This is a genomic window from Faecalibacterium prausnitzii, assembly GCF_049532945.1.
Lineage (GTDB): Bacteria > Bacillota > Clostridia > Oscillospirales > Ruminococcaceae > Faecalibacterium > Faecalibacterium prausnitzii_N.
Genome location: NZ_CP186691.1, coordinates 2,967,581 through 2,991,054, shown reverse-complemented (window position 1 = coordinate 2,991,054; position 23,474 = coordinate 2,967,581). Strand labels below are relative to the sequence as shown.

At 58.7% G+C, this 23,474-nt stretch carries 21 protein-coding genes; 8 read left to right on the top strand and 13 right to left on the bottom strand.

The genetic code is table 11. The features are described 5' to 3' along the window. The 4 genes from ACNQFG_RS15095 to ACNQFG_RS15080 all read right to left on the bottom strand — a co-directional run bounded on the left by ACNQFG_RS15095 (window position 1) and on the right by ACNQFG_RS15080 (window position 5,219). Window positions 1-3,321, bottom strand: a complete 3,321-nt coding sequence (locus tag ACNQFG_RS15095; protein WP_423405458.1) for an FtsX-like permease family protein — start codon at window positions 3,319-3,321, stop codon at window positions 1-3. Continuing rightward, window positions 3,318-4,022: an ABC transporter ATP-binding protein gene (locus ACNQFG_RS15090; RefSeq protein WP_423405457.1), complete on the bottom strand. Its 705-nt coding sequence runs from the start codon at window positions 4,020-4,022 to the stop codon at window positions 3,318-3,320. The genes ACNQFG_RS15095 and ACNQFG_RS15090 overlap by 4 nt, the downstream gene beginning before the upstream one ends. 100 nt (window positions 4,023-4,122) lie before the next feature. Next, complete coding sequence (locus tag ACNQFG_RS15085; RefSeq protein ID WP_423405456.1) at window positions 4,123-4,701, bottom strand: uridine kinase family protein; 579 nt, start codon at window positions 4,699-4,701, stop codon at window positions 4,123-4,125. Continuing rightward, window positions 4,698-5,219, bottom strand: coding sequence for a GNAT family N-acetyltransferase (locus ACNQFG_RS15080; RefSeq protein WP_423405455.1), 522 nt, complete (start codon window positions 5,217-5,219; stop codon window positions 4,698-4,700). Before ACNQFG_RS15080 ends, ACNQFG_RS15085 begins: the two co-directional genes overlap by 4 nt. A 581-nt stretch (window positions 5,220-5,800) precedes the next feature. Here ACNQFG_RS15080 and ACNQFG_RS15075 point away from each other — a divergent pair. The 8 genes from ACNQFG_RS15075 to ACNQFG_RS15040 all read left to right on the top strand — a co-directional run bounded on the left by ACNQFG_RS15075 (window position 5,801) and on the right by ACNQFG_RS15040 (window position 13,723). Continuing rightward, window positions 5,801-6,379 (top strand): DUF3793 family protein, encoded by a 579-nt coding sequence (locus ACNQFG_RS15075; protein WP_423405454.1) that lies wholly within the window; start codon window positions 5,801-5,803, stop codon window positions 6,377-6,379. Window positions 6,380-6,844: 465 nt separating this feature from the next. After that, window positions 6,845-7,060: a FeoA family protein gene (locus ACNQFG_RS15070; RefSeq protein ID WP_423405453.1), complete on the top strand. Its 216-nt coding sequence runs from the start codon at window positions 6,845-6,847 to the stop codon at window positions 7,058-7,060. Between the two features lie 76 nt (window positions 7,061-7,136). After that, window positions 7,137-7,358, top strand: coding sequence for a FeoA family protein (locus ACNQFG_RS15065; RefSeq protein WP_015565615.1), 222 nt, complete (start codon window positions 7,137-7,139; stop codon window positions 7,356-7,358). Window positions 7,359-7,383: 25 nt separating this feature from the next. Further along, complete coding sequence (gene feoB / locus ACNQFG_RS15060; RefSeq protein WP_423405452.1) at window positions 7,384-9,582, top strand: ferrous iron transport protein B; 2,199 nt, start codon at window positions 7,384-7,386, stop codon at window positions 9,580-9,582. A gap of 31 nt (window positions 9,583-9,613) precedes the next feature. Next, entirely contained in the window at window positions 9,614-9,775 is a 162-nt protein-coding gene (locus ACNQFG_RS15055) for a FeoB-associated Cys-rich membrane protein (RefSeq protein ID WP_423405451.1), read from the top strand. A 152-nt stretch (window positions 9,776-9,927) separates the two neighbouring features. After that, the gene (locus ACNQFG_RS15050; RefSeq protein ID WP_423405450.1) at window positions 9,928-10,329 is read left to right on the top strand and encodes a metal-dependent transcriptional regulator; all 402 of its coding nucleotides are present in this window, start codon (window positions 9,928-9,930) and stop codon (window positions 10,327-10,329) included. Continuing rightward, complete coding sequence (locus tag ACNQFG_RS15045) at window positions 10,326-12,056, top strand: ABC transporter ATP-binding protein/permease (protein WP_423405449.1); 1,731 nt, start codon at window positions 10,326-10,328, stop codon at window positions 12,054-12,056. Before ACNQFG_RS15050 ends, ACNQFG_RS15045 begins: the two co-directional genes overlap by 4 nt. Continuing rightward, entirely contained in the window at window positions 12,053-13,723 is a 1,671-nt protein-coding gene (locus ACNQFG_RS15040; protein ID WP_423405448.1) for an amino acid ABC transporter ATP-binding/permease protein, read from the top strand. The genes ACNQFG_RS15045 and ACNQFG_RS15040 overlap by 4 nt, the downstream gene beginning before the upstream one ends. A 59-nt stretch (window positions 13,724-13,782) precedes the next feature. Here the strand turns inward: ACNQFG_RS15040 and ACNQFG_RS15035 are convergent, their stop codons facing one another. The 9 genes from ACNQFG_RS15035 to ACNQFG_RS14995 form a co-directional block, all read right to left on the bottom strand. Continuing rightward, on the bottom strand, window positions 13,783-14,856 hold the full coding sequence (locus ACNQFG_RS15035) for an SGNH/GDSL hydrolase family protein (RefSeq protein WP_423405447.1): 1,074 nt from the start codon (window positions 14,854-14,856) through the stop codon (window positions 13,783-13,785). A gap of 22 nt (window positions 14,857-14,878) precedes the next feature. Beyond that, a complete protein-coding gene (locus ACNQFG_RS15030) occupies window positions 14,879-16,615 on the bottom strand; it encodes a class I adenylate-forming enzyme family protein (RefSeq protein ID WP_423405446.1) in 1,737 nt (578 codons plus the stop codon). A gap of 123 nt (window positions 16,616-16,738) precedes the next feature. Beyond that, complete coding sequence (locus ACNQFG_RS15025) at window positions 16,739-17,671, bottom strand: ATP-binding cassette domain-containing protein (protein ID WP_423405445.1); 933 nt, start codon at window positions 17,669-17,671, stop codon at window positions 16,739-16,741. Between the two features lies 1 nt (window position 17,672). Continuing rightward, complete coding sequence (locus ACNQFG_RS15020; protein ID WP_423405444.1) at window positions 17,673-18,725, bottom strand: ABC transporter ATP-binding protein; 1,053 nt, start codon at window positions 18,723-18,725, stop codon at window positions 17,673-17,675. A gap of 13 nt (window positions 18,726-18,738) precedes the next feature. Further along, window positions 18,739-19,770, bottom strand: a complete 1,032-nt coding sequence (locus ACNQFG_RS15015; protein WP_423405443.1) for an ABC transporter permease — start codon at window positions 19,768-19,770, stop codon at window positions 18,739-18,741. Next, the gene (locus tag ACNQFG_RS15010) at window positions 19,770-20,711 is read right to left on the bottom strand and encodes an ABC transporter permease (RefSeq protein ID WP_423405442.1); all 942 of its coding nucleotides are present in this window, start codon (window positions 20,709-20,711) and stop codon (window positions 19,770-19,772) included. Before ACNQFG_RS15010 ends, ACNQFG_RS15015 begins: the two co-directional genes overlap by 1 nt. A 219-nt stretch (window positions 20,712-20,930) precedes the next feature. Continuing rightward, on the bottom strand, window positions 20,931-21,488 hold the full coding sequence (locus ACNQFG_RS15005) for a DUF4358 domain-containing protein (protein WP_423405441.1): 558 nt from the start codon (window positions 21,486-21,488) through the stop codon (window positions 20,931-20,933). A 191-nt stretch (window positions 21,489-21,679) separates the two neighbouring features. Then, window positions 21,680-22,120 carry an Lrp/AsnC family transcriptional regulator gene (locus ACNQFG_RS15000; RefSeq protein WP_423405440.1) on the bottom strand — a complete coding sequence of 147 codons (441 nt, stop codon included), beginning with the start codon at window positions 22,118-22,120 and terminating at the stop codon, window positions 21,680-21,682. Between the two features lie 381 nt (window positions 22,121-22,501). Next, window positions 22,502-23,401: a LysR family transcriptional regulator gene (locus ACNQFG_RS14995; protein WP_423405439.1), complete on the bottom strand. Its 900-nt coding sequence runs from the start codon at window positions 23,399-23,401 to the stop codon at window positions 22,502-22,504. Window positions 23,402-23,474: the final 73 nt, after the last annotated feature.

The window sequence follows — 23,474 nt, the reverse complement described above, 5'->3', positions numbered from 1 at the left end:
TTATTCCGGTGCTTTCATGCTTTCCACCATGCTGATGTTCCGGACATGGCGGCGCATGAGGCGGCAGACGACGACGGTGAAGAAGAGGGTGAGGGTTACGCTGAACAGGTAGCTGCGGGGTGCAATGGTGCGGATGAACATGAGCTGATCCATTTCCACGGTCAGGACGATGAACCGGTGCAGCGGCACGCCCAGCGCAAGGCCCGCCAGCGACCCGATGAGGGCCAGCAGGTCGATCTCGCGGAAGATGTAGCGGTACACTTCTTTGTCATAGAAGCCCAGCACCTTGATGGTGGCAAGCTCCTTTTTGCGCTCGGCAAGGTTGACACTGATCAGGTTGTACAGCACCACCGCCGCCAGCGCCGCCGCGCACACGATGATCAGGATGACCACATAGTTCAGGCAGCCGATGAGGTTGTCGAACATTTCGGTCGTGTCCTCCATGAAGGAGACGCCGCTGACGTAATTGCGGGCCAGCAGGTCGGTGCGCAGGGTGTTGCGGTCGTCCGAGGTGGGGCAGTCGGTCTGGCCGTAAACGGTGTTCCACTCCGGCAGGGTGCCGCCCGTCAGCGTCCGGAGCTGCGCCTGCGAGAGGTACAGCCGGGTGAAGACGTAGTTCTCGGTGATGCCGGTCAGGGTCAGCGTTTTGCGGCTGCCGTCGCTGGTCTCCACCTCAAAGGTGTCGCCCACCGCAAGGCCCAGGCTCTCGGCGGTCTTCTCGGTCAGGATGGCACTGCTGTCGTCAAAGGGGATGGCCTTGTGCCCCTGCCGGGTGCGGAAGGTGAAGTATTCGGTCATCTGGCTCTCGTCTTCTGCCGTCACGATGCTTACGGTCTGCTTGTCGCCGCTGGCATTGTAGATGGTCACGCTCTTGTTGTAGAAACGGCCCCAGCTGGTCACATCGGCGCTGGAATCCAGCACATCGCCCAGACCGTGTTCCACGGAAAAGGCTCTGGCGTCGCTGTACGAGATGGTCAGGTCGCTGTGGTTCAGCTCGGTGGTCTGGCGGTTGAGCATGGGCAGGATGGAATCCTGAATGCCAAAACCGATCAGCAGCAGCGCCGTGCAGCCTGCCACGCCCAGCACTGTCATGAAGAAGCGCTTTTTGTAGCGGAACAGGTTGCGGGCTGTGGTCTTTTGGGAGAAGCTCATGTGCTGCCACAGCGGGGTGATGTACTCCAAAAAGATGCGCTTGCCTGCCACCGGGGCCCGGGGCAGGAGCAGGGCGGCGGTCTTCTCGCGCAGGCTGGCGCGGCAGGCCTCCCAGGTGGTGATGCCGATGACGGCCGCACTGAGCAGGACGCTTCCCGCAGCCATGCCGGGGTAGAATTGCAGGGTGAAGGTGGGCAGGCAGAACACCATGGTCTGATAGGCCTGCCAGATGATGGTGGGGAAGACGACGAAGCCCACCGCCATGCCCAGGATGCTGCCCAGGATGCTGGAGGCCAGGCCGTAGAACAGGTACTTGCCCGCAATGGCTGTGTTGGAGTAACCCAGAGCTTTCAGAGTACCCAGCTGCAGGCGGTTCTCGTCCACCATGCGGGTCATAGTAGTAGTGGCCACCAGCGCCGCCACCAGGAAGAAGAACACCGGGAACACCCGTGCAATGGCATCCATGCGGTCGGCATACTGCTCAAAGGTGACAAAGCTCATGGTGCTGTTCCGGTCGAGGACGTACCACTCGCCGTTCTGGATGTCAGAGATCTGTTCTTCGGCATCGTCGATCTGCTTCTGGCCGTCAGCGAGCTTCTGCTCCGCCTCGGCTTTCTGCGCTGCGTATTCGGTGCGGGAGGCGTCCAGCTGCTCTTTGCCGGTATCGTATTCAGCCCAGCCGTCATCCAGCCGGGTGCGGGCATCGGCGAGCTGCTGTTCGGCGGCGGCAAAGGCGGAATAGGCAGAGGCGGTGCCGGTGGAAAGCCCCAGCTGGCCCTGCATCAGTTCCAGCTTCATCTTCCGCAAAGCGGCTTTGGCCTCGGTGACGAGTTCCGTATTGGAAAGGCTGGACGAAGAGATCAGCCCCTGTGCATACATCTGGCGCTTGCCCGCGTCCAGCTGCTGCTGGTAGCCGTTGAGCTGGGCGTAGATGCTGTCGTAGGCGGCCTGTGCCTTGGCGAGGGCATCCCGCAGCTCGGTGTACTCTTCATCGGCAGGTTCCGCTTCGTCCAGCGCTTTCTGTGCGTTGTGCAGAGCCGTTTCGGCATAGCCCAGCAGCGGGTCGGCCACCTTTTTCAGGTTCACCAGAAGTTCGATCTGCTGGAGCTGGTCTTCAAATTCCAAGATCTGCTCCTCGCCGTCCAGCACCTTGTCCGCACCGCTCTGCATGGTGTCGGGCAGGGCGGCTTTCTGCTGGGCCAGCTGCGCTTTGCCGGAGGTATACTCTGCTTCGCCCTGTTCCAGCTGCGCTTTGGCGGCGGTGAGCTGGGCTTCGGCCTCGTCGAGCTTCTGCTCGGCCTGTGCAAACTGGCGTTCGGCCTCGGCTTTTTGCTCGTCGTAGGTCTGCTTGGCATCGGCCAGTTTGGCAGTGGCGTCGTCGATGAGGGCTTCCCGGCGGGCCGTGCACTGTGCGCCGCTGATGGCGGTCAGCCGGTCGGCGACGGCGTCCACGGCTGCCTGGTATTCATCGGAATAATTGCCATACTGGTCGGCGTTTTCGGCCTTGATATAACAGACAGTGTAATAATCGGCAGTCAGCTGACCGTCCGAGACGTAGACGATGGCGTCCAGAACGCCGTCGCCGGCGGTGGAAGTCTCCTGGTCGGAGGAAAAATGCTGCGGGTCCTGCACCTGCCCCACCACGGTATAAGAGGTGCGGGCGAGGCCATCGGTGCCGTCCGGCAGGGTCAGCGTGGTGCCGATGGGGATCTCTGCCCCGTGGCCCATGACATGCACGACGCATTCGTCGGCAGCTTCGGGCATCCGGCCTGCCAGCAGCAGCGGGCGGTTCAGATTCTCGGCCGTGTCGGCATCGGGGTCTGCCGGGAGCTGCTGGATGCGTAGGACGGCGGGCTGGTCGGTGCTGGACCAGCGGCCCTCGGCGTCCAGATACTTCACCGGCTGGACTGCTGTGACGCCCTCGGTCGCGGCAATGGCGTCGATGTCGTCCTCGGAAAGGCCGAGGGTGGAGAGGACGCGGAGGTCGAACACGTTCTGCTGCACGTAGTATTTCTGCCCGGCGATGCGCATGCTGGGCGCAAAACTCATCAGGCCGGTCAGCATCATCACGCCCAGCGCTACGATGCCGAACAGGGACAAAAACCGGCTCAGGTTGCCCCTGAGATCCCGCAGGATGTTTTTACGATAACTTTTCAGCACAGCTCTCACCACTCAATCTCCTGCACCGGCACAGGGTGCTCGTTGACCTGATTGGAGACGATCTTGCCGCTGCGCACCTGAATGATGCGGTCTGCCATCGCCGTCAGGGCGGTGTTGTGGGTAATAACGATCACCGTGCGGCCGGTGCGGCGGCAGGTATCCTGCAAAAGGGCCAGCACCTGCTTGCCGGTCTTGTAATCCAGTGCACCGGTGGGCTCGTCGCAGAGCAGAAGCTTGGGATTTTTGGCCAGTGCGCGGGCAATGGACACCCGCTGCTGCTCGCCGCCGGAAAGCTGGGCCGGGAAGTTGTTCAGCCGCTCTCCCAGACCCACACCGCGCAGGGTCTCTTTGGGGTCCAGCGGGTCGCGGCAGATCTCGCTGGCCAGCTCCACATTCTCCAGTGCGGTCAGGTTCTGCACAAGGTTGTAGAACTGGAAGACGAATCCGACGTCATACCGCCGGTATTGGGTCAGCTCTTTCTCGGAGAACCGACTTACATCCTGCCCGTCCAGCCAGACGTTTCCATCGTCGCAGCTGTCCATGCCGCCAAGGATGTTCAGCAGGGTGGTCTTACCTGCGCCGGAAGGCCCCACGATGATGCAGAACTCGCCCTTATCCACATAGAAATTCAGGTGGTCTGCGGCGGCGATCTTCACACTGCCGGTCTGGTAGTATTTGGAAACATTTTCAAATTCCACGAAGTGTTCCATAATGCTTCTCCTTGCCTTGGAAAATCAAGTTTATTCCAATATAACTATACCATAATTCCCACAGGTTGGCAGGAAAAGTCGCCGCAAATTTTCAAAAACTTCATAAATTTGTAGTATCCCAGAGGAGGTCAGCCTGCGCTTCGATGCGGCACTGCGCAAAGTAGGCCTCTTCCAGAGGAATCCACCGACGGACAAAGTTTTCGTAGCGTTCGCCTTCCCGCGCCTGCAAACGGCGGGCCTGCTCTTCTTTGGAACAGGTGACGAACACTTTGAGGTCATAAAAGCCTGCAAGAATCGGGTGGTGGCTGTAGCTGCCCTCCAGTATATAGAGCGGTGCGGGCGGCACGCACTGCTCCGGCAGATAGGCACCCTCCCGGCAGGAGTACGCCCGGCTGTGCACCGCGGCCCCGGCCTGTGCCGGAACGAGCACTTCTTCCCGCAGGCGGTCAAGGTCCATATTGGCGCAGGGCGTTTCGACCCAGTTCGGGATGCGCTGTGCCGGGGGAAGATAGTAGTCGTCGGTATGGAAGACGGCGCTGCCCGGAAACTGTTCTGCCAGCTGTGCCGCCAGCGTCGTTTTGCCGCTGCCGCAGCGGCCATCCAGCGCGATGAGCACGGGCCGCTCCGGGTGGGCAGCCAATAGGGAGACGATGGTCTGGGTGAGAGAAGTCATATTCATAGGTCTTTTCTGAAGGTCAGATTTTTGTATTCTGTTTTCGTTCCGCTGCGGCGGAAGGTTCCATTTTCGGAAGGAGCAAAGCCCAGTGAGCACATTACACCGCAGGAACCGGCATTGTCAGCGGCGACATCGGCAAGAAATGTCTTGACGCCGTTCTGGATGCCAAAATCGACCAGTGCACCGACCATTTCCTTGGCGTAGCCCTTTCGCCAGCAAGTAGGATGGATGCAGTACCCGATATCCCAGCAGCGTCCGTTTTCCTTAATGACGGCGCAGCAGGTGCCGATGGCTTGGCCGGTGACTTTATCCTCTGCGATGACATAGTAGCAGTCAGCGTTGTCATTCAGATGCCGCAGAAGTTCCATATACTCATTGAGATTGTCGATGGTGTCCAGTGCTGGATCGGTCAGGTATTTTCCGGTAATAGGATCGCCCCAGATACAGAGCGCAAAACCGGCATCTTTGGCCTCCTGCGGGCGCAGGCGCAGCCGGGCGGTTTCAAAAGGAATAAAATACATAAAGACCTCCTGAAAAGTTGCGTTCTTGACAAATCGTAAAAAATTGACTATACTACAAATAGAAAAGGCACTGCGACAAGCGGTTGACCTCTTTTAAGGAATTAGGTTTCTGAAAACCGTCACCTTGGCCGAGGTGGCGGTTTTACTTTTTGATTCGCAGTGTGAACGTGAGTCCAAACAGGTGAAACGTCAAAGTAATAGGCATCAGCTCACCCCCTTTCGGGAAGTGAGAGGCCGAACCGCCTGCCGTATGTGCAGCGCTTTTTCCTCGCTGTTTCCAGCGATAAAAATATTATACCATGCTTTTCGACACTTTTCAATGAAATCCCCGTCCCGGCAGGCGGGGAAGAGGGCGCGGCGCAAAAAGAGAAAACGAAAAACTTTTCAAAAACCCTTGACACCTCTCCGAAGCTATGGTAAGATAATGCTACGTTAGAAATAACTAACTACAAGGCGGTCCGCAACAGGAACCGCGTTCTTTTTGAGCTTGAGGTTAGATAAATCTAACCGCGAAGCTCTGCATAGTCTGGATGCACAGCGGGAATGCTTTTCTTAAACCAAGCAACGGAGGAAAACCGGCCATGGAGCGTAATTTTGAGACCGTGATGATCGAACAGTGCTCGCCGGTGCTGGCAGGCCTGAAAGCCGCCGGGCTCTTCCGCTATGAGACGCAGGACTGCAAAGACCTTGCCGAGCGGGTGCGCGGCTGGAACGCGCGGCTGGGTGAGAAGGGCCTCCGGGTCCGGGTTCTCAAGGGCTGCACCCGCACCCACCGGTATCTGGTCTATGTCTACCGGGAGAACCGCCTGCGCGAAGTGCTTTCGGATGAGAATGTCCGCGCATTTCTGGTGCAGGAAGGCTACCGTCTGCCCGAAGGGGCGGACGACTGCGAACCGCTGCTGCGGCAGCTGTCGCGGCGGTTGTGCTGCGAGGCAGAATTTCCGCATGAGATCGGCGTATTTCTGGGTTACCCGCTCACCGATGTGGTGGGCTTCATCGAGAATCAGGGCCGCAACTTTACCTGCTGCGGCTGCTGGAAGTCCTACGGCGACCGCGATGCTGCCGAGCGCCTGTTTGCCCAGCTGAACAAGTGCACCAGAGTATACCTGCGGCTGTTCCACAGCGGAACGCCCATTCTCCGCCTTGCCGTGGCGGCCTGAAACTGACATTTCCTACCAATACTCTCTTTTTATCCTGGCACCTGCTGGTGTCCACGCACTGGCAGGAAAGAAATCCTCCTTTTGACACGCGGCCGCGCGGTGCAGACTGACCACTGTACCACGCGGCTGTGTCATATCCGGGCAAGTGCGTCGGATGGACGGTGGTACGTTGATTGCGGAGAGAAAACCTGACGCTCTGAAGAAACACGAACGGCTGGAATGTTTGCGATCGTTCTTGTTCAAAATAGCAAAAATTGAACAAAACAGGAAGAAACAATCTGTTTGTTCCTACGAACTAACTTTTAATTATGAAAAAACTATTGACATAAAAGGTTAGTGGGCGTAAACTATCTATGCTGATAGTCGCGACTGACTAACCGGCGTCGAAACTTCCCCCGACCGGAGGAACCTCACAGAACGCTGTGCGGGATGTGAAACATTGTGACATAAGGGAGTGGACGAAAGATGATGCCTTTGACAATGGCAAAAGCAGGGGAGACCGTCACCATCAAAAAGATCACCGGCAAGGACGAGATCCGGCTGCATCTGGCAGAGCTGGGTTTTGTGGTGGACAGTGAGGTAACGGTCGTCAACGAGATCGCAGGCAACCTGATCATTCAGGTCAAGGAGAGCCGCATCGCGCTGGACAAGACGATGGCCAACCGCATTCTGATCGGCTAAACAGCGGCAGCGCTGTTTGGGAGCTGCTCCGAAACTGGAATAGTCTCTCTATAAAGACAAGCAGAGGAGGATTTACATGAAGACTTTGAAAGACGTCAAGGTCGGCGAAACGGCCACCGTGGCACGCCTGCACGGTGAAGGCCCGGTCAAGCGCCGCATCATGGACATGGGAATCACCAAGGGTGTTGAGATCTATGTCCGTAAGGTGGCACCTCTGGGCGACCCCATGGAGCTGACCGTGCGCAACTACGAGCTGAGCGTGCGCAAGGCCGATGCTGAAATGATCGAAGTAGTCTGATCCCAAAGGGAGGAAGGATTAAGCAATGAGCATTAAAATTGCACTTGCCGGCAACCCGAACTGCGGTAAAACGACCCTGTTCAACAATCTGACCGGCTCCAACCAGTATGTCGGCAACTGGCCCGGCGTTACGGTGGAAAAGAAGGAAGGCAAGCTGAAGGGCGATAAGGATGTTATCATTCAGGATCTGCCCGGTATCTACTCGCTGTCTCCGTACACGCTGGAAGAAGTGGTTTCCCGTACTTATCTGGTCAAGGAGAAGCCCGATGCCATCCTGAACATCATCGATGGTACCAACATTGAGCGTAACCTGTACCTGACCACCCAGCTGATCGAGCTGGGCATCCCGGTGGTCATGGCTGTGAACATGATCGATCTGGTGCGCAAGAACGGCGATAAGATCGACCTGAAGAAGCTGAGCGCAGAGCTGGGCTGTCAGGCGGTGGAGATCAGCGCACTGAAGGGCGAGGGCACCGAGGCTGCTGCAAAGGCTGCTGTGGCTGCTGCAAAGGCTACCAAGGCTGCTGAGCTGCCCCATGTGTTCACCGGCAGCGTGGAGCACGCCATTGCCCACATCGAAGAGTCCATTCAGGGCAAGGTGGATGACCGCTTCCTGCGCTGGTATGCCGTCAAGCTGTTCGAGCGCGACGAGAAGGTCATGGACGAGCTGAAGCTCGACAAGAGCCTGATCGACCACATCGACCAGCACATCAAGGACTGCGAAGCTGAGATGGACGATGACGCTGAGAGCATCATCACCAACCAGCGCTATGCATATATCAACACCGTCGTGGGCAAAGCTGTTAAGAAGAAGGCCCGCGTGGAGCACCTGACCGTTTCCGATAAGATCGACCAGATCGTGACCAACCGTATTCTGGCTCTGCCCATCTTCGCACTGGTCATGTTCCTGATGTACTCCCTGTCCATGGGCACCTCCATTGCAGACGGCGGCTGGGCCATTGGTACCTTTGCCACCGACTGGACCAACGATGTCCTGTTCGGTGAGATCGTGCCGGGTGCTCTGGGCGGCTTGCTGGAGAGCATCGGCGTGGCAGGCTGGCTGTACGGCCTGATCATGGACGGCATTGTTGCCGGTGTCGGCGCAGTTCTGGGCTTCGTTCCCCAGATGCTGGTGCTGTTCTTCCTGCTGTCCATTCTGGAGGATGTGGGCTATATGTCCCGTGTCGCCTTCATCATGGACCGTATCTTCCGCAAGTTCGGCCTGTCCGGTAAAAGCTTCATCCCCGTGCTGGTCGGTACCGGCTGCGGCGTGCCCGGTGTTATGGCTTCCCGTACCATCGAGAACGAGCGCGACCGCCGCATGACCATCATGACCACCTGCTTCATCCCCTGCGGCGCAAAGATGCCCATCATCGGCCTCATCGCAGGTGCGATGTTCGGCGGTTCTTCTCTGGTGGCTGTCTCTGCTTACTTCATTGGCATGGCTGCCATCATCTGCTCCGGCGTGATCCTGAAGAAGACCAAGCTCTTCGCAGGTGATCCCGCTCCCTTCGTGATGGAGCTGCCCGCTTACCATGTGCCTGCATGGGGCAACGTGTTCCGTGCAACCTGGGAGCGCGGCTGGTCCTTCATCAAGCGCGCAGGCTCCGTCATTCTGGCCGCTACCGTTGTGCTGTGGTTCCTGCAGGGCTTCGGCTTCGAGAACGGTGCCTTCGGTATGGTCGAGGATCAGGACAACTCCGTGCTGGCTGCTATCGCTACCAAGGTCGCATGGATCTTTGCACCTCTGGGCTTCGGCAACTGGCGTGCAACCGTCGCTTCCGTCTCCGGCCTGATCGCAAAGGAGAACGTGGTTGGTACCTTCGGTGTTCTGTATCACTTCGGCGGCGAGCTGTCTGAGAACGGCGATGAGATCTGGGCTGCTGTTGCGCAGGACTACACCGCTCTGTCGGCTTACGCCTTCATGATCTTCAACCTGCTGTGCGCTCCCTGCTTCGCTGCTATGGGCGCCATCAAGCGCGAGATGAACAACGGCAAGTGGACGGCCATCGCCATTGGTTACATGTGTGCTCTGGCTTACTGCGCAGCTCTGGTGGTTTACCAGCTGGGCGGCATCATCACTGGTGAGGTCGGCTTCAACTTCTTCACCATCGTGGCTGCTGTTGTTCTGGTGGCCTTCATCTACCTGCTGGTCCGTCCCAACAAGTACACGGGCATCAATGAGGTCAGCATCGACACCAAGAAGCTCACGGCAAACAAGTAAATTGGTTCTGTTTTGAGAGGAGTGCATTGTTATGATGGAATTTCTGGCAGCAAACTTCAATCTGCCGACCATTATCGTGGCTGCGATCGTGTTTGGCGGTGTGGGCTGGATCACATGGCACTCCCACAAGCATGGCGGCGGCTGCGGCGGGTGCTCCGGTGATTGCGGGCACTGCAACGGCGGCTGTCACTGAGGAAACCGCAGGGCGCGGGTCGAAAAGCAAATCGGCCCGCGCCCTTTTTTAGAAAAATAAAAGTTAGCTTTGGATAACATCTCCAGAACTTTCCGGCAATGCGCTGCCGTGCCGGAGAGGCTGAAAATCCCGATGAAAAGAGTGTGATAAGCATGGAACTGACACCGGCACATCTGCGCTATCTGCTGGCGATCTACGAAGTCTCACAGACCCATCTGGATATCAGCTCCCGCAGCATTGCCGAAAAGCTTGGCGTGACCAAGCCCTCGGTGGTGCGTATCATGAATCTGCTCATGGAGCGCGGCATGATCGTAAAGGAGCACTACGGCAAGATCTACCTGACCGACCGCGGCATCTTTGTGGCCAGAGCAGTGAAGGAACAGCTGGAAACGGTGCTTGCAAACTTCCCGCCCGTGAAGATCGACCTGACCGAGGAGGAGCGCTGCACGGCCGCGCTGGCCCTGACCTCGGCACTGCCGGAGCGGGCCTTTACCGGCGCATACGACCGCATGTTCGGCCCGGACGCCAGCGAAGAAACGGAGACGGTATCGTGATCAACAAAAAGCTGATCTCCTTTGACCGGGGTGCCATGCGCTTTGTGGGCGCGAACGTGGCTTTCCAATGGCTGGGGATGCTGTGCAACGTGATCTTTGTGCGGGCCATTGCCCAGCTGGTGGGAGCCGTCTTTGCGGGCGGGCTGACCCACGAGATGCTGCGGCAGGACTTTGTGCTCTGCCTGTTCACCATCCCGCTGCGGTATGTCTTCACCCTGCTGGCATCCAGCATGAGCGACTGCGCCTCCAAGGATGTCAAGCGCACCCTGCGCAGCAAGATTTACGAAAAACTCACACGCCTGGGCGCGGGTTACAGCGAGACCGTCGCCACCAGTGAGGCCGTCATGCTGGCCAGCGAAGGTGTGGAGCAGATCGACACCTACTTTGCAAAATACCTGCCGCAGCTGTTTTACAGCCTGCTGGCACCCGTTACCCTGTTTGTGCTGCTGGTGGGTGTGCACGCACGGTCGGCCATCATCCTGCTGTGCTGCGTGCCGCTGATCCCCATGTCCATTGTGGCAGTACAGAAGTTTGCCAAAAAGCTGCTGGCGAACTACTGGGGCGAATACACCACCCTTGGCGACAGCTTCCTGGAGAACATTCAGGGCCTGACCACCCTGAAAATTTATCAGGCCGACGGCTGGAAGCACGAGCAGATGAATGCGCAGGCCGAGCGCTTCCGCAGGATCACCATGAAGGTGCTCACCATGCAGCTGAACTCGGTGACACTGATGGACCTGATGGCTTACGGCGGTGCGGGCCTTGGCATCATCAGCGCGGTGGCGGCGTTTGCCAAAGGGCAGATCACCCTGACAGCGGCGCTGACCATCGTGCTGCTGGCGGCGGACTTTTTCCTGCCGCTGCGGCTGCTGGGCAGCTACTTCCACATTGCCATGAACGGTGCCGCTTCGGCAGAGAAGATCTTCCGTCTGCTGGCGGCGGACGAGCCTGCCGACGGCACACAGGAGGCAGGGGAGGATACCACCCTGAAGCTTGAGCATGTCACCTTTGGCTACGAGAAGGACCGTACCATCCTGAACGATGTCTCCTTTACCATTCCGCAGGGCAGCTTTGTCTCGCTGGTGGGTGAGAGTGGCTGCGGCAAAAGCACCATTGCGGCGCTGCTGTCCGGCAGCCGCACCGGCTATACCGGCAGCGTGACGCTGGGCGGCGTGCCGGTGCAGATGCTCCGGGAAGAGAGCCGCCTGCGCACCTTGACGGTCGTGCCGCACAATGCGGCCATCTTCAGGGGAACGGTCGGTTCCAACCTGCGGATGGCAGCGCCCGCTGCCGACGACGCTGCACTTTGGGCCGCGCTGGAAGAGGTGAACCTTGCCGCGTTTTGCCGCAGTCAGCAGGGGCTGGACACCCCGCTGCATGAGGGCGGCTCAAACCTGTCCGGCGGCCAGCGCCAGCGCCTTGCCATGGCGCGGGCCCTGCTGCATGATACGCCCATCTACCTCTTCGACGAAGCCACTTCCAATGTGGATGCCGAGAGCGAGAACGACATCATGCAGGCCATCCACAGCCTTGCCGGGAAAAAGACGATCATCCTGATCTCCCACCGTCTGGCAAACGTGGTGCACAGCGACTGCATCTACGTCATGGACGGCGGCCGCATCGCCGAGCAGGGAAAACACGAGGCCCTGCTGGCCGAAGGCGGCGTCTACAGCCGCCTGTACAACGCCCAGAAACAGCTGGAAGACCTTGGGGAGGTGAGCGCATGAACGCACCGAAAAAACGCAGTCCGTTTGCGATCGTCCGGCGGCTGATCGTGCTGGTCCGGCCGATGCTGCCTGTGATGCTGGCAGCGATCGTGATGGGGGTGGCAGGCCACTTCTGCGCCACCTTCATTACCATCTTCGGTGGCTTCGGCCTGCTGGCTGCCGCCGGGCTGAAAAGACCCATCTCTTCGGTGAGCACCATTTTTGCCTGCATTCTGGTGTTTGCGCTGCTGCGCGGCGTTCTGCGTTACGCAGAGCAGGCGTCCAATCACTATATCGCCTTCAAGCTGCTGGCCCTGATCCGCGATCGGGTCTTTGGGGCGCTCCGCCGTCTGACCCCTGCAAAGCTGGAAGGCCGTGACCGCGGTGACCTGATCTCGCTCATCACCGCCGACATCGAGGCGCTGGAGGTGTTCTATGCCCACACCATTTCGCCCATCTGCATCGCGGTGGTCTGCGTTGTCGGCATGACCTGCTTCACGGCCCGGTATCATCTGCTGCCTGCGCTGGTGCTGCTGGCGGGCTATCTGCTGGTGGGCGTGGCCCTGCCCGTCTGGTCGGCCAGACGCGGTGACAAAGCCGCCCGCGCCTACCGCCAGACCCTCGCCGATACCAACAGCTATGTGCTGGAAAGCCTGCGCGGCCTGAAGGACACCCTGCAGTATCAGGACACCGCAGCCCGCGCCGAGGGCATCACGGCCCACAGTGAGATGCTGGGCGAAAAGCAGAAGGCGATGAAATACCGCGAGGGCGTGACGGTGGGTGCCACCAATACCCTCATCCTGTTGACCGTCCTGGCCGTGCTGGGGGTCAGCCTCCAGCTGTACCAGAACGGCGCGCTGGATGCCGATGGGGTGCTGGTCTGTACGCTGGCTGCACTGAGCTCCTTTGGCCCGGTGGTGGCGCTGGCAAACCTTGGTGCCAGCCTGACGCAGGTGTTCGCCAGCGCAGACCGCGTGCTGGACCTGCTGGACGAACAGCCCGTCACCGCCGATGTGACCGATGGGGCCGACACGGCCTTTGCCGGTGCCGAGGCCCGGAAGGTCCGCTTCGCTTACGCGGATGAGGAAGTCCTGCACGACCTGAGCCTGACCATCCCCAAACGGAAGATCGTGGGCATCACCGGCCGCTCCGGCAGCGGAAAGTCTACCTTCCTGCGGCTGCTGATGCGCTTCTGGGATGTATCCAGCGGCAGCATCCGCTTTGGCGCAGAGGATATCCGCCGCGTGAACACCGCCGCCCTGCGCGAACAGGAAAGCCTTGTGACGCAGGAGACCGAGCTGTTCGACGATACCATTGAGAACAACATCCGCATTGCAAAGCGGGATGCCACCCGGGAAGAGGTGGAAGCAGCCTGCAAAAAGGCTGCACTGGACGGCTTTATCCACAGCCTGCCCAAGGGCTATGATACCCCGGTGGGTGAGCTGGGCGGTGCACTTTCCGGCGGCGAGCGCCAGCGCATCGGTGTGGCGCGTGCCTTCCTGCATGATGCACCCTTCCTGCTGCTGGACGAGCCTACCTCCAATCTGGACAGCCTGAATGAGGGCGTGATCCTCAAGGCTGTGCGAGACGAATGCAGGGAAAAGACCGTTCTGCTGGTGTCGCACCGCAAGTCCACGATGGCCGCAGCCGATGTGAGCTTCTCGGTGGAAAGTGGCCGGCTGAGCTGAAGAACGGCATGAAAAAACTCCCCGAACGTCACGGTTCGGGGAGTTTTTTATGTTCGGGATCAGCCGTTCTGGATGGCCTTCACGATCTTTTTGGCAATGTACTTGTGGCCGGAGACGGTGGGGTGGCCGTCCAGCTCCGTCTGAGCGTAGGGCACCGCCACGTAGTCGATGTCATAGACTTCGGCGAGCTGCTTCTGGAACTTGTTGAGCTTGTTGAAATAATTGCTCCAGCTGGGCAGCAGGGGAACGGGGTTGGTGGCACCGATGAGCAGGATCTTTGCGTCCGGGTTCAGTGCGCGGACGGTCTCGACAACGGAGCGGATGTTCGCGGTGCTGACGGGGTAGGCGTCGGTGCAGATCTTGTTCATGCCGGAGGTGACGAGGTTCCACACCGCGTCCGTTTCGCTTTTGGTGAGCCTGAGCTTCTTCATGCTGGCCTGGAAGGCGGCCCTGGTCTCCGGGTCCTTGCTGCGCAGGTTGCCGCTCAGCACGATGGAGGCGAGGTCTTCGCTCTTCCAGTTGGTGGCGTTGCCGATGGCAACGACCGTGGGCACGAAGGCGTCATTGGAACCCATCTGGATGGAGATGATGTCGGCCTCCTTGAGGTACTCCAGGATCTCCGGATAATCGTACTGGCAGCCGGAGAGCGTGTTCATCTCGCTCATCTTGCCGGTCTTGACCAGCTCGACGAGGTCGGCGCTCATCAGGCCGGGCAGGCCCAGATTGATCGCGTGCTGGCGGTCCAGACCGAGGGTCTGGGCGACCTGGCCCACATAGCAGGTATCCGGGTAGCCCTTGAAGTTGTAGGAGACGTCCACACCCATCAGGTTGTGGGCGTACTGTACGCTGGTCAGGCCGACACCGGCGCAGATGCTATCGCCCAGTGCAACATACAGGGGCTGCTTTTCCTCTTCGGGTTCCGCCGTTTCGTCGGCTGCTTCGCCCTCGGTGGTCTCAGGCTTCTGTTCTGCGGCGGGCTTGCGGAAGAGGGAGTTCTCCTCTTCTTCCACAGCCTCCGCGGCAGCGGGTTCGGGTTCAGACCCGGTCAGCGGCTCTTCTGCAAAGGCAGAGATGCTGAACCCGGCAAAGAGCATAGCCGCCGAAAGGGCAAGGCTGATGAGTTTTTTCTTCATGGGGACAGGGACTTCCTTTCTATCAGTAATCGCGGGAGGTGATCTCCGTTTCGAGCTTGCGGTAATCGAACTTGCCCACAGGGGTCATGGGCATGGCGTCGAGGAACTTGTAGCCCACGGGCTGGACGTATTCGGGCAGCTCCTCGGCGCACATCTGGCGCAGCTCCTTGATGATCTGGCGCTTTTTGGCGGAAGCAGCGGCCTCCGGCTTCAGCACCACGTAGACGAAGGGCAGGCGGCCCTGCACATGGTCCTTATCGGTGCAGCCCACCACCGAGCACTGATGCACGGCCGGGTGGCGGCTGATGACGTTCTCGATCATGGACGGGAACACCTTGAAGCCATCGTGACGGATGATCATGCGCTTGATGCGGGAATCCAGATACACAAAGCCGTCCTCGTCCATGTAGCCGACATCGCCGGTGTGTGCCCACACCGTGCCGTCTTCGTGGGTGCGCAGGATGTTCGCGGTCTCTTCGGGCTTGCCGTAGTAGCCCTTCATCATGGAGGGGCTGCAGATGCACAGTTCGCCCCGTTCACCGATGGGCAGCTCTTTGGTGGTGCCCGGCTCGAACACCGACACAAGGGTGTTCAGCATGGGAATGCCCACGCTGCCGGGCTTGGTCACGTTGCCGGCGGCAACGGTAGCGGCAGAGGCGACCTCGGTCATGCCGTAGCCCTTGGCCAGCGGATACTCCACGTTGTGGGCAGCAAGGAAGTCGTTCACCGTCTTTTCTGCGCCGATGGAGATGGCATCGCCGCCGGCGGCATAGTTGCGGATGAAGGAGAGATCCTTGTTTTTCAGCTTGGGGTCAGCGGCCATCTGCTGGTAGTGGGCCGGAACGCCGAACATGTGCTCGGGCTTGTGCTTCAACAGAAGGCTGCCGAGCTTGTCGGGGTCCAGATTGGGGATGATGACGACATGCAGGCCCATGACCAGCGGCATGTGCACGCCGCAGGCATAGCCGTAGGCAATGAACGGAGGCATGACGTTCATGAGCGTCTGCCCCTTCCGGAACAGGGCATGCCATGCAGCAAACTGCTGGGCAAGGGCGTTGAAGTTCCGGTCTGTCAGCATAACGCCCTTGGGCGAACCGGTGGTGCCGCCGGTGTGCACCACCACGCAGGCATGGTCCGGGTCATAGGGCTCACCGGCGGTGCTGGCGTCCTGCCCATTTGCGATGAACTGCTTCCACATCAGGGCATTGGAGTCGTACTTGTTGCGGTCGGGGTTGGAGATCTTGTAGCCGATGGCCAGCGGCAGGGGCAGCGAGTCGGCCGGGGAAAGCACGATGACCCGCTCCACATGGGTGCGCCGGGCGGCCTGACGGCAGCGGTCATACACCACGTTCAGGCAGATCAGCAGATGAGAATCCACTTCCTCGATGTACTCATGGATGCCGTCGGCGCTGTACCGGGGGTCCACCAGATTCAGGGTCGCGCCGATGCGGTCGGCGGCGTAGAACGCATAGATGACCTCCGGGGTCATCACGCTGACCACGGTGATGATATCACCCTTTCGGACGCCCGCCGCCCGGAAGGCAGCAGCGGTCTTCTTGGTGTTCACGATGAAGTCTGCATAGGTGAACTTCCGGCCATAATATTCAAGGGCCGTTTCCGACAGGCGGTTTTTGTTCTGCTGCCGGACAAAGTCGAAAGCAGAACACTCCGGCATCGGCTGGTCGATGTAATTGGGGTCATAATATTTGAGCCACGGGCGAGCCTGTGACGCATAGAGAACATTGCTGGTCGTTGTCATAAAACCTATCCTTTTGTTAAAAATTGTGCAATGCGTTCCCTGCTATTGTAGTAAAGCCACCGGCAAAAGTCAAGAAACAAAGGGTGAACAATGCTGAAAAAAGCCTAAAAAATTTGAGGGAGTTTACGATTCGCGAATCCACTGTGCAGCTTCGGTCGCATTGCAGAGTACGAAGTGATTGGGCCGCAGCTCCTGCCACTGCGGGGGCTCGGCGGTGTAATCGTGCATGGCGGGGTCGTACACCAGCAGCTTTTTCTGCCGCTCCCGGCGGGGGTCCGGCATGGGAATGGCGGAAAGCAGGCTGCGGGTATAGGGGTGGATGGCGTGAGCTGTCAACTCTTCAGCTTCGGCCAGCTCCACGATGCGGCCCTTGTGGATGACGGCGATGCGGTCGGAGATGTAGCGCATCACGGAAAGATCGTGGGCGATGAACAGGTAGGTGATGCCGCGTTCCTTCTGCAGGCGGCGCAGCAGGTTCAGCACCTGTGCACGGATGGACATATCCAGTGCGCTGATGGGCTCATCGGCAACGATGAACTCCGGCTCCACGATCAGGGCCCGGGCAATGCCGATGCGCTGGCGCTGTCCGCCGGAAAATTCGTGCGGGAAGCGGGAGGCAAATTCCGGCAGCAGACCCACGTCCAGCAGAGCCTGACGCACCTTTTCCTCCTGCTGGGCGGTGGAAAGATCAGGCCGGACGTTCTGCAGGCCTTCGCCCACGATGTAGCTCACCTTGGCGCGCTCGTTCAGCGAGGACTGCGGGTCCTGAAAGATCATCTGGATCTCTTTGATGATCTGCCTGTCCAGCTGGCGGGAAATTCTGCCGTTGATCTTCTGGCCTTTATAAAGGATGTCACCGCCGGAGGTGGGCAGAATGCGCAGGATGGCGCGGCCAATGGTGGTCTTGCCGGAACCGGACTCGCCCACCAGGCCGAACGTCTCGCCCTTGTAGATCTTGAAATTGGCGCGGTTCACGGCGCGGTAGGCTTTTTTGCCGGAACCATAGGTCACTTCGAGGTCTTTGACCTCCAGAAGCGTTTCACGTTCCTCTGCCATTTTACATCCCCTCCTCTTTCAGCAGGCGGACCGCCAGCGGCGGCTCGATCTTGGGTGCCCGGGGGTCCAGCAGCCATGTTTTGGCCTTGTGGGTGGGCGTTACCTCAAAGTAAGGCGGGCGCTTGACAAAATCGATCTTCAGTGCCTGCGGGTTGCGGGGTGCAAAAGCATCGCCGCGAATTTCCGCAAACAAGTTTGGCGGTGTGCCCACGATGTTGAACAGGTCCTCGCCCTTCACGCCCATCTGGGGCATACTGGAAAGCAGTGCCCATGTGTAGGGGTGGCGGGGATCGTAATAAATTTCGTCAGCAGTGCCGATCTCCACAATGTCGCCTGCGTACATCACAGCCACGCGGTCTGCAATGTTTGCCACAACGCCCAGATCGTGGGTGATCATGACGATGGTCAGATCGTACTTGAACCGCATCTCCTTCAAAAGCTGCAAAATCTGGGCTTGAATGGTCACGTCCAGTGCGGTGGTAGGCTCGTCGCAGATCAGGATCTTGGGGCTGCAGGCCACCGCAATGGCAATGACCACACGCTGGCGCATGCCGCCGGAGAACTCGTGCGGGTACTGGCCGAAGCGGACCTCCGGGTCAGAGATGCCCACATCCCGCAGGTATTCCAGCGTCTTCTCTCTGGCGGCCTTGCCGCGCAGGCCCTGATGCAGGGCAACGGCTTCCATGATCTGTGCCCCGATGGTCTTCAGCGGGTTCAGGCTGGTCATGGGGTCCTGCATGACCATGGCGATCTCGCGGCCGCGTACCCGCAGCCAGTCCTTTTCCTTTTTCAGGTCAGACAGGCGGATGGGCTTTCCGTCGTCGGCACCAAAGTAGTCGATGGTGCCGCTGGTAATGGAGCCGTTGGCATCCAGCAGGCCCATGAAGCTCTTGGTAAAAACGCTCTTGCCGGAGCCGCTCTCGCCTACGATGGCAAGTACCTCTCCCTGATAGAGGTCAAGATCGATGCCACGGATGGCGTGCAGCACTTTTCCACGCAGGTTGAACTGGATGTTCAAATCCTTGACTGAAAGGATCAGCTGATTCTTTTCCATCTTCTGTCCCTCCTTACTGCAGATGGTTCTTCGGATCGGCAGCATCCGAGAAGGCGTTGCCGATCAGATAGAACGCAATGGTAACAAAGCTCAGGATGAGGGTGGGGTACAGCAGCTGATAGCGCAGCCCGGCCTGCATCATCACCTTGCGGCCGTCGTTGACCAGGTTGCCCAGCGAGGGGGTCTCCACGGACAGGCCCAGACCGATGTAGGTGATGAACACCTCGTTGCCAATGGCTTCCGGGATGGTGAGGGCCATGCGAAGCATGATGACCGAGACGAGGTAGGGCAGCAGGTTGCGCAGCACGATGCGGATGGTGGGCGTGCCGATGCAGCGGGAAGCCACATTATAATCCCGGTCGCGGATGATGAGGATCTGGTTGCGGATGAAGCGTGCCATTTCGATCCAGCCCGTGAGCGACATGCCCAGAATCAGCGTCTGGATGCTGGGGGAAGCCACGTAGGAGATCAGGATCAGCACGATGGCGGTGGGAATGTTATCGAAGATGTTGTACAGCTCGGTGAACACAAAGTCCAGCCCGCGCACATAGCCCCACAGCACACCGGCGGTAATGCCCACCACAGCTTCGATGAGGGCCACGAAGAAGGCGATAGTCAGACTGGTGCGTGCACCGGCCCAGATGCGTGCCCACAGGTCCTGACCGATGGAGTTGGAACCCCAGATAAAGCCGTCCTGCCCGGGGGCGATGTTGCGGTACTGGATGCCGGTCACAGGGTCCACGGCGCACAGGTTCGGGTCTGCCTGACCGGGCAGGTGGGGCTGGATGAAGGCAAAGGCAACCACGACCACCAGCGCGATCAGCAGGGCCACGGCGAACTTGTTCTTGAAAAAGGCACGGAAGGTGCTGCCCCAGTAGCTGTAGTTGGAGCTGGCGGTGGCTTCGGCCTGTTCCTCACTGAACCCGGCGGGGGTGAACAGCTCATCCTCCGGCAGATTTTCCCAGCCGGTGCGGCGCTGTGCCTGAGCAGCATTCAGCTGATCCTCCAGCTGCTTCGATTTTTCGCGTTTCAGAAAAGAGAGCATCAGCGTCCACCTTCTTTCTTGCCAAAGTTGATGCGGGGGTCAATGAGCACCATGAGCACATCGCCCAAAATCAGGCCGATGATGCCCACGCAGGCGTACAGCAGCACGATGCCCTGCACCATGGTGTTGTCGTGGCGCTGCACACAGGTGACCAGCAGGCCGCCCATGCCCGGGATGCTGTACAGGCTTTCGATGTAGATGGAGCCGACGACGGTGTTCAGGAATGCGGAGGGAATGTATTGCACCAGCGGCACCATGGCGTTGCGGAATACGTGGTGCAGGGCGATATTGTTCTCGCTCACGCCCTTGGCGCGGGCCAGCTTGACGTAGTCCTTGTTGCTCTCGTCCACCATATAGCGGCGCAGCCACATGGCGTAGAACGCAAGGTTTGCAAGGCTCATGCTGCACACCGGCAGCACCCAATAGCGCCAGTTGGCGGCATCGAACAGCAGGCCCACGCCCATGGCGGTGGTGCCGTACATCTGGATATACAAAAAGTATACTGCCGCAGGCACCGCCTGAATGAGCACGATGAATGCCGTGCCCAGCTTATCCGGCCAGCGGTTCTTGAACCGGCCCATGAACAGGCCCATCGGGATGCCGACGACCAGACTCAGCAGCATGGAGAAAACACCCATCTGCACCGAGATGGGCAGCTTTTTGGCCAGGATGCCGGTCACAGGCGCGTTGACCTTATAGATATGGCTGACGCCGAGGTCGCCGTGCAGTGCATTCCACCAGAACCGCCCGATCTGCACCGGAAGCGGATCCAGCAGGCCCATGGACTGCAGCCCGGCCTGGATCTGTGCCTCGGTCATTTTTTCGTAGTTTGCAAAGTAGCCTTCCACCGGCATGAGCCGCAGCAGGCAGAACACCAGCGTCACAATGACGAACAGGGTCAGAATGGAGCGCCCGATGCGTTTTGCGAGATATTTCAGCATATCTGTGCGCACCCCTCTTTCGTTTTTAGCGTTCCGTCTGCGTGGCAGACACACAGCGGATAGGAATAGAATACATCAAAAAACCACTTTTGGAAAGTGATTTGGAGGGATTTTGAAAAAACTTTTTGCACAGAGTGCCCATTTGACCCGTTTTGCGGAAGAAAATAAAACACCGCGCCCCCAAAACAGAGCGCGGTGAAAGCGGGAAGGCGGAGGAGCTTATGCGGCCAGCGCCGTTTTGATGGCGGACAGGACGGCGTCGCTGTTCTCGCAGCAGACGAGTACGACCTCACCGGAGGGCAGGACTTCCACTTTGGCTGCCTTGGCAATCTGGTACTGGTCTTCCAGATAGTGCTCCATGGACATCTGCTCATGGGTGACGAAATCCTGCAGCGCCTGCTTCACGGCATCGGTCTTGCCCTCGGCGGGCTTTACGATGGCAACGGCGTAGCTGCGCACCATCATGGAGGAAACAGAGGCAGCAAAGTCGGTGTACATGTCCTCTTCGAGGTTCAGCAGGGGGAGCAGCATATTGCGGATCTCTTCGTCCAGCTGGGTGGCGTCATAGCTGTCGCTGTAGCCGTACTGGGCGGTGAACTTGCCGTCTTCGCCGGGGGAGAAGATCATATCGTATTCGTTGTCCTCGTCGGTGCGGGCATCGTGGATGATCTTCGTATAGTCTTTGGGGGCAGCGTCGGCCTTGTCGGACTTGCTGCAGCCCGCCAGAGCGAACAGAGCGGCCACAGCCAGCAGGGCGGCGAGGAGGCGTTTGGTCATGGACTTCATAGGCTGGATTCCTTTCATTGCAAACAGTGTGCGGGGAGTCCCCGCGCGTATCATTAGGATGCCCGCCCCGCGCCGATCTATGCGGGCGGCGGAAGGGCCTTGTACCGGATATACGAACCGCCGGGGCAAAAAATTGCATTCTGCCTCGGCGGTGGATGAAATATTTTATGGGATGGGTGGTCTTACAGCATCATTGCTTCCAGCTCGCCGTGGTTCACCGGCGTGGAAAGGATGATCTGGGTGCTGGTGGTGCCCAGCTTCTGGAACTGCAGGATCAGGTGTTCCAGCTGGGGCATGCTGCCGCAGCTCACCTTGACAAGGAAGGTGTATGCACCCGTGACGTGGTAGCACTGCAGCACTTCCTTGCTGTTCTGCATCAGTTCCACCAGCTCGTCCCGGTGGCTGGGCGTCACGGACAGGCTGATGAGGGCATCCACATACATCCGGTCAGCGGGGCGGTTCAGGGTGACGGTGTAGCCGCTGATGATGCCATCCGTTTCAAGCTTGTGAATGCGGCTGGAAACAGCAGGACTGGTCAGCGATACCTGCTCGGCAATCTCCTTGACCGGCATCCGTGCGTTCTTTGCCAGCAGGGAGAGAATCTTACGATCCAGATCATCCATGGGGAATACTCCTTTTTGAAAATATGTTGGATTGTATAAAATTTTTTGAAAGTAAAGTTTTATTGTTGTAAAAATAGCACAAACATCGAAAAGAAGCAGAAAAAATCTGACTGCGTTAATTATATAAAGTTTTATCGAAAAAGTAAAGACTTAATTTAAAGCAAAACCGGAAAATTTTGTTTGACAAGAAAACAAAAAGGGGTATAATACATATCGCAGGGGGCAAACGGCAAGAATGCTGTGCTCCTGCCACTGAAAATGCGATTCCCAACTTTATATACTTTCCCACCCCTCTATACACAAAAGCCCGCTGCCAGGCGGGTTTTTGTGTTTCTGGGGCTTTTTTGCGTTCCGGGAACAAAAGAGTGCGGGTGCATTTTTTCAATGCGTCTCTTCCGGGCTGGTCAGCAGCTTCTGGAACTTGCGCGCAGCGGTGTTCAGCGGGCGGTGGTGGTCGTAGACCAGGCAGATGGAGCGCTGGGGGATGATCTCCCGCAGATGGAGCTGGACGATCTCGCCCCGCGCCAGCGGCTCGGCCGCCATGGATTCCGGCACAAAGGCAAGGCCCAGCTCGCTTTTGACCAGCGTGAGCATCTGGTCGGTGGTAGCGGCCTCGGTGTCGGGCCGGAGCACTGCGTCGTGGTCGAGGAAGAACTGCCGGTAAAAGGCGCGGGTCATGCTTTCGTCGCTCAGGGAGATCAGCGGATAATTGTTCAGCTCCTTCAGCGAAAGGTTCTGGCTGGAAAGGGCAGTAAAGGTCCTGCCGCCCACAAGCACCTCATAAAAAGGCTTCAGCTCCACCATTTTCAGGCCGCTTTCCACCTCGGCAGGGGTGGTGATGATGGCAAAATCCACCTCGCCGTTTTTCACGGCCTGCAAAGCCTGCGGCGTGGAGTGGTTGGAGATGCGCAGGCGGATGCCGGGATAGTCCGTGTGGAAGGCGCGCAGCTTTTCTGCAAGGTAGATGTTCAGCGCAGTTTCGGTAGCGCTGATGCTGATCGCACCGTGTTCCAGCGTGGCGCTGGCGCTCAGCTCTTCTTCTGCATCCTGAATCTGCACCGCCGCAGATGCAATGCGGGAGTAAAGCAGTTCACCCTCCGGGGTAAGGGTAACGCCGCGGTTGGAGCGGATGAACAGTACACAATTCAGCTGGCTTTCCAGCCGGTTCATCGAGTGGGTGATGTTGGGCTGGTTGTTGCCCAGCACCCGCGCGGCTTTGGTGAAATTCTGATATTTCGCGACATAATAAAAGATTTTGTAATATTCCCAGTCCACATACATGAGATGTTACCCTCCTCTATGTAAAAATCATATTGCAGCCATGTGCAGGATACTTTTTACACATTCTCTACTT